The organism is Moorena sp. SIO3H5, assembly GCF_010692395.1.
In the GTDB taxonomy this organism is placed as follows: domain Bacteria; phylum Cyanobacteriota; class Cyanobacteriia; order Cyanobacteriales; family Coleofasciculaceae; genus Moorena.
Genome location: NZ_JAAHHS010000304.1, coordinates 1 through 9,507, shown reverse-complemented (window position 1 = coordinate 9,507; position 9,507 = coordinate 1). Strand labels below are relative to the sequence as shown.

Sequence of the window (9,507 nt, the reverse complement as noted above, 5' to 3'; positions counted from 1 at the left end):
TACCTAAAGACGATAAACCTTAGAATAGCAGAATTTAAAACCAGTCGTTCTGTTATACTAAATTCTGAATTAACCGGATCTAATCCTCTTGAAAGTAGTCAACAACAAGCTAGGGAAAATCTTCAGTTATCTGAGTCAATCGACCTCAGCGATCAGCAGTCAATAATTATTGAAAAATTAAATTTTATTGATGAAATTATCAACAAGTATGCGCCACCAAAACCCGACAAAAACACCGCAGCATTGATTCCCATAGACCAAAAGCCAGATAATCAGATTACTAATGCCAGTCCAAGACAGGTTATCAAGCAAAATTCCAATCTTCGAGAAGCGGCTTATTTGGAATCAGACAACAATTCATCTCGAAATAATCAAGGAGCTAACTCCAAGAAAGTAACGGATAAAACCGGTGTATTACCTAGGTCAATTGTAGGAACAGTCAAAAGAATTCAGCAGGAACTCGATCCACGAGCTGAAGATAAAGTTGTCAAAACCTTTCGTCGGTCTCAACGTAAAACCGTAATCTCTATTAAATTTATCCTAATTTTAACTATTGTTCCTATTTTAACTCAGCAAATTTCTAAAACGTTTCTAGTTAGTCCTATAGTTGATCACTTTAGAAGTAACCATGAATCAGCTATTTTTTTAAATTATGAGATGGAAGAAGAAGCTCTGGTAGAGTTAAAAAAATTTGAAGAAGAACTCCACTTTAGAAGCTTACTGGGGTTTACTTCTAAACTATCTGAGGAGGAGATGGAAGAAGAGATTAAGCATAAAGCTAACGAACTGGCAGAAGACTATCATAATCAAGGTTCCAATGCCATTAAAAATATTTTCGCTGACATTATAGCTCTACTTGCTTTTGCCTTAGTTATCATCAACAGCAAGCGAGATGTAATTATTTTAAAATCGTTTATGGATGATATTATCTATGGGCTTAGTGATAGTGCCAAAGCGTTTATCATTATTTTGTTTACCGATATCTTTGTAGGATTCCACTCTCCCCACGGTTGGGAAATAATCCTAGAAGCCCTATCCCGACATTTAGGAATACCAGAAAGTCGAGAGTTTATATTTTTGTTTATTGCCACATTTCCAGTTATCTTGGATTCAGTCATAAAATATTGGATTTTTCGCTATCTGAATCGGATATCTCCTTCAGCAGTAGCTACCTATCGCACCATGAATGAATAAATAATGAGATAGCAGTCAAAGTAAAGGTTAAAAAATATTTTTGTTCCCTACTCCCTACTCCCTACTCCCTACTCCCTACTCCCTACTCCCTACTCCCTACTCCCTATTCCCTACTGCCTGACCCAATTCAAAACTATTATATAAATTTTTTCGATGTTCAAACTTTCCAACTTACACATTGGGAATAGACATAAGCAATTGTTTCAGACATGATTGACCGCACTCCTTGACTAGAAACCCACCACTGTTTTGGTTCATAGTCAAGAGAGTTAGCAGCTATTGCTCCAACTTTGATCTCAGGAGCAAGAACTTGCTTAAATAGCATCCAACTTCTGCGAGTATGAACATCAAACGAATAAAGATTAATCGACTTAATTGATTCATCAGACGTTAATAGCCACTCCCTTAACGCCTGAACCGATGCTAAAGTACGATTGACAGTAACATCTGGTGCTGGAACAGCAACTAATTTATCTGGCTCAAAACCCAGTGCAATAAACGTTGCCGCAGTCAATTCAGCATAGCTTTTATACTCTGACAGATAATATCCTTTGCGCAGAGGAAGGCCAGTGGTGATTAATTTTTGATAATTACCCCGATCAAATTCTTCCATGGCACCTTTTAACGCATAGTCCGGTAGCCATCCTTCTACTACTAAAGCATCAGCCTTAATCGGAGAATTAATCGACAAAAATGGGTGGATATGAGTTAACATAAAGAGACTACACGTAATAATCAAAAAAATATTCACAAACCATCCTTGAACCGTTAAACCCCACTGTTTTCGCCTACATACTAAACGCATGATTGGGACTTTTTATGAAAAATTATCTCGTCAATAGTCACTAGTCATTAGTAACCACAAATAAATTATTTTGTGGTCACTAATGTACGGTATAGTCTACGGTATAGAAAACCGTGGTCACCTAATCACTGATGACTAATAATAACTGATGACTAATAAGGTCTAGAACATCTCACGTTTCTACTACTTACCAATCAAAGTCCCATCTGTCCGGATTTTTTGAAAAAGGATGATCGTCAGTCCCCTTGCTTCCTTCGTTTATAGTATTGTTTTTTGGTAATTGACTAATGAGTAGTAGCTGATTAATTTTCTACAGGCTTCTTTTTGAGATATTCAAAAACCGACTTATCACCAATATCAGGTGGAATCGGTTGCAATACTTTACGCAGGGCAAACACCATAAACAAAACCGCCCAGAGTCCTAGCAGAATCATCTCCCAATCTGTAGACCAAAATCCCACGATATGTCCCAGTAAGAGCATAGGGACTAGGGGAGTTAGGAATTTAGTTTCCAAGCGATTAAAGCAAAATGCTTCCTTGAAATAAATTCCGGTTAACGCTGCAAAGGTAAAACCAATTCCGAATAGAGAAATAGGATGGTTATAAATGTATAGAGCAAGGGGGTCATTGCTGGAAAATGCCAGTACAATGGCGGAAATGCAACCAATGCCCCAAAAGATTTGTAGTAGGCGGTGCAGGGGAGCTAGATAAATATGAATGGTGACTAAGCTAACCCCTAGGGCAAGGCAGAATAAGCCATAAAGAGGAGTCAGGAGATTTAAAATACTTGGGCTAGCTCCCTGCAATAGAATTAAATTACTCGCGATCGCAAAGCTCAAGGCTGCTACCACTAAGCCAGCACGGTAGATAACTACGCCAATGCGATCGCTTTCGGTAATGGTAAATTCGCCAAACTGACCTTGGTAAACTACCGGTTCAGACGGTTGTAGTGATGTGGTCATAATATCCTGGAAAGGAACTCTGTACTGTTAATATTCTAAGTTTCAATGCTTAATTCAACTGTATCTCCCCAATCCAGCTGTAATTGAGACTTAGCACTCCCACCGTTAACAGCGATTTCCACCCAACCATGACTACCAATTAGGGCAACGAGCTCTCCAAGTGGGCAATTGCTGTAGGTTTGAGTATGGGGGATAATGCGATCGCTTATCTTAACCGACCAAGTTTTGCCATCAACCTCAGCTCCTGGGATATTGGTGATTAAATTACCAAAATGGTCAACATATTGGATAGAACCAATAATTCCATCATCAGTTAGTGTTTTTGTTGGTATATCTAGCCTTACCAAAGTGTTTGGCTCAATTACCTCTCCCAAGCTTTCGATTGCTAAGCCACTAGCCAAGTGAGCTCCAACACTAGCAAAGATATCTCGACCATGAAACGTAGTGCTAGGGTTTATCGTGCGCCAGTAGTCTGAGTTGGTTAGCTCAACTGCTGCCATGACTGGGTATTGCTCCAAAACTCCACTGAATAGACCATTATCTGGACCAACCAAGAAACCCTGTGAAAGTTGGATAGCGACTGCTCTGCGGTGACTGCCGACTCCTGGATCAACCACCGCCACATGAACTGTCCCAGCTGGAAAGTAGGGATAAGCATTGATCAAATTAAACCGAGCAGCCCCTAGGTTTTGAGGGGGGATTTGGTGAGTCAGGTCTACTATAGTCAAAGTTGGGTTAACTTGGGCAATGACACCCTTCATCACACCCACATAAACATCTTGTAAGCCAAAATCACTCAAAAGAGTAATAATCCGATTGTCAGGCATTGTTATCTCAAATCCACTTGACTGATGATCATATCCCTTCTCGGGTAATCGGTAATGGGTAATGAGCCAGAATTGTTATGAGCTTTAAAGGCTTATAACTTTAAACCTTAAACTTTCAACTTTCAACATTCAACTTTCAAGCGTCAACCGCTTCTTAAGGCTGAAGTATGAAGAATGACCTATGAAAGCTCAAGGTCAAAACTCAAGCCTGAATGGATGAGTTAGCATAAGGATTAAATTAAATACTACTTCTTAAGGCTAATCTACCCTAGAGCAAAGGTTCACTAATCATGTCTATGGACACATTACTGACAGAGGTATGGAAAGCTTGGAATAGCCACAATGGCTGGATGGCTTGGAATTTGTTTCTAGCATCAATACCATTAGCTCTTAGTTTTTGGCTATTCCGCAGTAAATCTGGCTTACACTCCGGATTATGGTGGATAGGTTTAGGAGTTTTTATCCTATTTTTGCCCAATGCGCCCTATCTGCTCACCGATGTAATTCATCTAATTGAAGCCATTCGCAGCAATTACTCAGTATGGACAATTACTCTAGTTGTTATTCCCCAACATGTGCTAGTTATCCTAACCGGTTTTGAAGCTTACGTTCTATCTGTGATTAACCTAGGTGAGTATTTGCAGCAGCAAAGGTTAGGAAAGTTGATAGTCTCAGCTGAGTTAATTACTCATGCTCTGTGCGCCTTTGGTATTTATCTAGGACGATTCCAACGGTTCAACAGCTGGGACTTGGTTGCTCAACCCAATAGCTTAGTCAAGGGCATGATTAATGATTTAACCTCGAAAGGTCCACTACTAGTGATGGCCGTAACCTTCGTGGTGCTGACAGTATTTTACTGGATCATGAAGCAAATAACCTTAGGAATTATGATGAGAATGCGCCACCAACTTTCTGGCAGCGCAGCTTCTAGATAACAGATTCCTCGATAACAGATTCACAGCTTCCAAAGTTTTATGGCTGATTACATTCAGCCTTTTCTTGACTGAAATCTGGCGTAGTATAGTTTTCCCTGTTGGGGTAGATATAGCCGTCAGGTTCGTTTTTGAAGATTACACCATTGGTAACTAAACCCAGAACATTTTGACCTGAGCTTTTGAGAATTTCCATAGCCGCATTAGCGCTTGCAGAATCTGTTTTTTCAGGTCGGGCTACCAGTAAAATGCCATCAGCCATTTTGCCCAAAATTGGGGCATCAGCCATACCAGCTAATGCTGGAGTATCTATGATAACGCAGTCATACTCTCGTGAGAACTTCTCCATCAGTAAAGCCATCTTCTGAGAGTCCAGAAGAGCCACAGGATTTGGAGGGATAACCCCAGCCATCAGAACATCAAGACCAGTCATTACTTCCCGTTTAGCCTGATTAAATTTAGCCTCACCCACCAGAATATCACTTAAACCCAAAGAGTTAGTTAGTTCCCACAGATGATGTTGAGATGGATAGCGCAGATCAGCATCGATTAGTAACACCCGGCGTCCTACTTGAGCCATAGCTGCAGCTAAATTAGCACAGACATGGGACTTGCCTTCCTTAGCAACAGAACTGGTTACTACAATCGATTGCAGTGGTCGATCAGAACTGATAAATTTCAGATTCGCTTGCAGAATTTGATAGGCTTCACCGACGACAGAGCGGGGCAAATCTCTTGGAAAAATGGGGAAAACATTCTGTTGAGAGGATCTAGCAAAATAGCTTGTAATGACCAGCTTGCCGTAATCTGGAATCACCCCTAACAAGGTATATCTAAACAACTGTTTTAATTCTTTGAGAGTATGAACCGATCTGTCTAAGAGGTCGATCAAGAAAGCCGTAGCGATCGCAACTAAAATACCAGCAAAAGCTCCCCCTGCCAGAATCAGGTTGATTGGGATTGGAATCGGCTTTTCAGGAACGATCGCCTCTGATATAATACGGGCATTACCGACATTTTGATTTTCCGCAACTCTAGTTTCTTGTAGTTTGCTTAACAAAATTTGGTAAGTTGCTTGTGCAGCAGCTACCCGTCGCTCCAGTTCCCGCTGATTCTGTTCTAGTTTCGGTAGGACTCTAGACCGCTGTTTGTAAGACGACTGAGTATTCCTCAGAACAGCTAGTTGGCTCTTTAGCCCTAAACGCTGTACCTCGGACTGAACCAGTTCTGCAGTCAGTTGTTGCTGGATTGGTCCAAACTCTAACAAACTCTTAACTGGTGGCGCTGGTTGTTGGCTACCAATGACCTGGGCTATTCGCTCTTGTAGTAATTTTAATAGTGCAGCTTCCTGGAGAGCCAACTGAGCCACTGTCGGGTATTCATCCTTGAAGCGGGTGCGCTCCACTGCTAACTGAGCTTGTATCTCTTGGAGTTGTGTCAGTGCCTCCTGCACCCCAGTAGACTGGCTTAAAGACGTAGCTGCCACAGCTTCTTGTGCATCCAGACCGATCTTATTGCGCAAGCCCTCAGACTCAGCATTTATCTGTGCTAACTGAGCCTGAAGTTGAGAAATTTTGTCCTCTAATTTCGCTATCGATCCAACTGTGATGCTAGCTTCTTGTTGCAAGTCTAGTATTTTATTAGCTTCTTTGAATCTACGTAAATCCGCTTCTGATTGGCTGACAGTAGCTTCAACTTTTGGGAGTTGTTTCTCAATAAAGTTACGAGCAGCGACAGCTTCCGCTCGGTTAGTTTGGATATCATTCTCTATGTAAACCTTAATCAGTGTGTTAACGATCCTTTCTGCCCAAGTAGGATCATAGGATTCATAGGAAATAGTTAAGATGTCTGTCCCCGGAATTGGTTTTACATTCAGTTCTTTTAAAATGAACTCAGGAGAGAGAAATTCACCGTTTTCATCCCTGAGGTTGAGAGCTATGATTGTTTTTTCTATAATTGGTCTGGAAAGAATAATTTCTACTTCCGTAGATAAGGCGTCGCTCTGACGATCAACATTATCAATCGTGCCAGTTGAATTATCAGCCCCGGTCAAAGAAGAAGAATTATCTGTCTTTAACAACAGTTGAGCTGCTGCTAAATAAGCAGTTTTTTGAGAGAAGGCATACCATGCCGCCAGACCAAAAACACCACCAAAGGCTAGGGTAGCTGGCAAAAAACGCCGCTTAAAAACTAGCCAGTATTTATGAAAATCTATTTCTTCTGAATAATCTATAGCTTCCATAATTCCTCAGGAAAAAAAATAATACTCACTAAAAAAATTAGTAGATTACTCACCCTTTTTTCACCGTTAGAAGCTAGGTATTTATTTTAGGTATCTATCTATAGTTAGATACTTTTTTGAACAAAATAAATTATGATTATGTTGGTTAAGTAAATTTTATAAAATTATAGTCCAAAAAAAATAAAAAAACAAAATAAATTTTGCTATCGTTTATATTTTTTTGTAGTGTTAATTTTCCAAGTTTTTTCGGTAATGGGTCTCACGGGGTGACAACAAAGATCAAACCTAGATAGGTGTTGGTATTAGGTATTAGGTATTAGGTATTAGGTATTAGGTATTAGGTATTGGGGAAAATGAGCGCGACTCGTGTTGTTGTATTTACCAGCAGTTGAAGCAATTTTCACCAATTCAAGTTCATAGATAGTTTTAATCAATCCATCCCGCTTGACAATTTTACCATTAACCTAACCCCATTAACCTAACCCCTGTAAGATTTTAAAGAGCGCTTGTCACCCCCTGAGACTAAAGTCTGTCTGGCTTTACCCTTAGAGGGCGAAGCATTTGTATACAAACTGGCACTGTTGGAGCTACTGTTTAAGCTACATATCCAGGTACAAATACTTCGCCCCTACCGACAATAGGTTTGGGTAGATTTAGCTAGCGTGTTGTCGATACCAGTCGATAGTATTCTTCAACCCCTGCTTAAACTCCATCTCAGCAGTGAAGTTAAACTCCTGCTTGGCTCGTTCAATATCCAGACAACGGCGAGGCTGACCATTGGGTTTATCAGTTTCCCAGACAATTTCTCCCTTAAATTCCATCAATTCGCAAATCAACTCAACTAAATCGCGAATTGAGATTTCATAGCCTGTACCCAAATTAACTGGCTCTGGCTGATGGTAATCCGTGGTAGCCATCACAATACCCCGTGCTGCATCGGTTGAGTAGAGAAACTCACGGGTAGGACTGCCATCACCCCACGCAGGCAATGTCATTTCTCCGTTTTGTTGGGCTTCATAGATTTTACGGATTAGAGCAGGGATTACGTGGGAACTGCTGGGGTCGAAATTATCTTCCGGACCATACAAGTTCACTGGTAACAGATAGATGCCATTGAATCCGTACTGTTGCCGATAGGCTTGTAGCTGGACTAAAAGAGCTTTCTTAGCAACCCCATAAGGGGCATTGGTTTCTTCGGGATAACCATCCCAGAGGTTATCCTCTTTAAACGGTACTGGTGTGAATTTGGGATAGGCACAGATGGTACCAACACAGACAAATTTTTCCACACCAGCTTCATAGGCGGCATGAATTAGCTGAGTACCCATCATTAAATTGTCATAGAATAGCTCAGCTGGCTTTTCTCGATTAAGACCAATGCCACCAACGTGAGCAGCAAGATGAATGATGATATCCTGCTGATCCACAGCTCTTTGACAGTTCTCTAAAGAACGCAGGTCATAATCAAGCGATCGCGGAATAGTAATCTTCTGTGCATCCGCTCCAGCTTTACACAACTGATCCACTACCTGACGTCCTAGAAATCCAGCTCCACCAGTAACTAGAATCCTCTTATTACTAAGATCTAAACTTTCCATTTATTTGTCATCCTTGCCTAGCTTTTGGAGAACTATCACCGTCTGGTGCATCGCAATGCAAGCAGGAATATACTGAGTCATTATTCAACACAAATCCTATCGATCCGGATTTGTGGTTGCTGATGTATTCGCTTGCACCAACGATGCTACCTTCACAATCAGTCATAGACTAACGGATTAGTCAACCATTGTAGCTACACCTTGACGGATATAGGCTTGATCATTCAACGGTTTAGTACTCTTGCCGTTAGCGCTCGACAGACCCAAAGCTTGTAAATCCGCTTCTACCATTAAGGCTACCAACTCCTCAAAGGTTACAGATGGCTCCCAATCCAGCTTCTGCTTTGCCTTGGTGGGGTCACCAATCAGTATATCTACCTCAGCAGGGCGCAAATAACGCTCATCAAACTCCACATAATTATTCCAATCGAGATTGACATATTTGAAGGCAATCTCTAAAAACTCCTTAACTGAGTGGGTTTCACCAGTCGCTACCACATAATCATCTGGTTTATCTTGCTGGAGCATCAGCCACATGGCCTTGACATAGTCCTTCGCGTAACCCCAGTCTCGCTTAGAATCAAGATTACCCAGGTAGAGTTTTTTCTGCTTACCTCCGACAATTCGGGCAATTGCTCGGGTAATCTTGCGGGTTACAAAGGTTTCCCCTCGACGGGGTGATTCGTGGTTAAAGAGTATACCATTGCAGGCAAACATGCCGTAGGATTCACGATAGTTTATAGTTTGCCAGTGAGCATAAACCTTAGCACAGGCATAGGGAGAGCGGGGATAAAATGGAGTAGTTTCCATTTGGGGTATCTCCTGTACCTTCCCAAACATCTCAGAAGAACCAGCTTGATAGAAACGCACGTCGATACCGGTGCGCTGACGATAGTCCCGAATCGCCTCCAAAAGTCGCAGAGTACCCATTCCCACCGAGTCAACGA

Annotated in this window: 8 protein-coding genes; 2 read left to right on the top strand and 6 right to left on the bottom strand. The window is 41.3% G+C overall.

The genetic code is table 11. The features are described from left to right. Positions 1-1,194, top strand: a 1,194-nt coding sequence (locus tag F6K52_RS26100; protein ID WP_293085077.1) for a proton extrusion protein PcxA, incomplete at its 5' end; no start/stop codon positions are given. Positions 1,195-1,351: 157 nt separating this feature from the next. Here F6K52_RS26100 and F6K52_RS26095 read toward each other — a convergent pair. From F6K52_RS26095 to F6K52_RS26085, 3 genes are all read right to left on the bottom strand, one after another. Further along, positions 1,352-1,909 (bottom strand): ElyC/SanA/YdcF family protein, encoded by a 558-nt coding sequence (locus tag F6K52_RS26095; protein ID WP_293085074.1) that lies wholly within the window; start codon positions 1,907-1,909, stop codon positions 1,352-1,354. A gap of 392 nt (positions 1,910-2,301) precedes the next feature. Continuing rightward, entirely contained in the window at positions 2,302-2,961 is a 660-nt protein-coding gene (locus F6K52_RS26090; RefSeq protein ID WP_293085071.1) for a DUF2301 domain-containing membrane protein, read from the bottom strand. A gap of 35 nt (positions 2,962-2,996) precedes the next feature. Continuing rightward, positions 2,997-3,788, bottom strand: a complete 792-nt coding sequence (locus F6K52_RS26085; RefSeq protein WP_293085068.1) for an SAM-dependent chlorinase/fluorinase — start codon at positions 3,786-3,788, stop codon at positions 2,997-2,999. Between the two features lie 296 nt (positions 3,789-4,084). Here F6K52_RS26085 and F6K52_RS26080 point away from each other — a divergent pair, with 296 nt between their 5' ends. Beyond that, positions 4,085-4,723, top strand: a complete 639-nt coding sequence (locus F6K52_RS26080) for a DUF1361 domain-containing protein (protein ID WP_293085080.1) — start codon at positions 4,085-4,087, stop codon at positions 4,721-4,723. Between the two features lie 37 nt (positions 4,724-4,760). Here F6K52_RS26080 and F6K52_RS26075 read toward each other — a convergent pair whose 3' ends face one another. From F6K52_RS26075 to F6K52_RS26065, 3 genes are all read right to left on the bottom strand, one after another. Next, positions 4,761-6,962: a polysaccharide biosynthesis tyrosine autokinase gene (locus tag F6K52_RS26075; RefSeq protein ID WP_293085065.1), complete on the bottom strand. Its 2,202-nt coding sequence runs from the start codon at positions 6,960-6,962 to the stop codon at positions 4,761-4,763. 653 nt (positions 6,963-7,615) lie between these two features. Then, positions 7,616-8,560, bottom strand: a complete 945-nt coding sequence (locus F6K52_RS26070) for a GDP-L-fucose synthase (RefSeq protein WP_293085062.1) — start codon at positions 8,558-8,560, stop codon at positions 7,616-7,618. A gap of 177 nt (positions 8,561-8,737) precedes the next feature. Beyond that, on the bottom strand, positions 8,738-9,507 hold a 770-nt coding region (locus F6K52_RS26065), incomplete at its 5' end, for a GDP-mannose 4,6-dehydratase (RefSeq protein ID WP_293085059.1).

Bases quoted from the DNA above. Each gene is read 5' to 3' on its own strand.
- F6K52_RS26095 (WP_293085074.1), bottom strand. From the start codon at position 1,909: ATGTTAACTCATATCCACCCATTTTTGTCGATTAATTCTCCGATTAAG.
- F6K52_RS26090 (WP_293085071.1), bottom strand. From the start codon at position 2,961: ATGACCACATCACTACAACCGTCTGAACCGGTAGTTTACCAAGGTCAG.
- F6K52_RS26085 (WP_293085068.1), bottom strand. From the start codon at position 3,788: ATGCCTGACAATCGGATTATTACTCTTTTGAGTGATTTTGGCTTACAA.
- F6K52_RS26080 (WP_293085080.1), top strand. From the start codon at position 4,085: ATGGACACATTACTGACAGAGGTATGGAAAGCTTGGAATAGCCACAAT.
- F6K52_RS26075 (WP_293085065.1), bottom strand. From the start codon at position 6,962: ATGGAAGCTATAGATTATTCAGAAGAAATAGATTTTCATAAATACTGG.
- F6K52_RS26070 (WP_293085062.1), bottom strand. From the start codon at position 8,560: ATGGAAAGTTTAGATCTTAGTAATAAGAGGATTCTAGTTACTGGTGGA.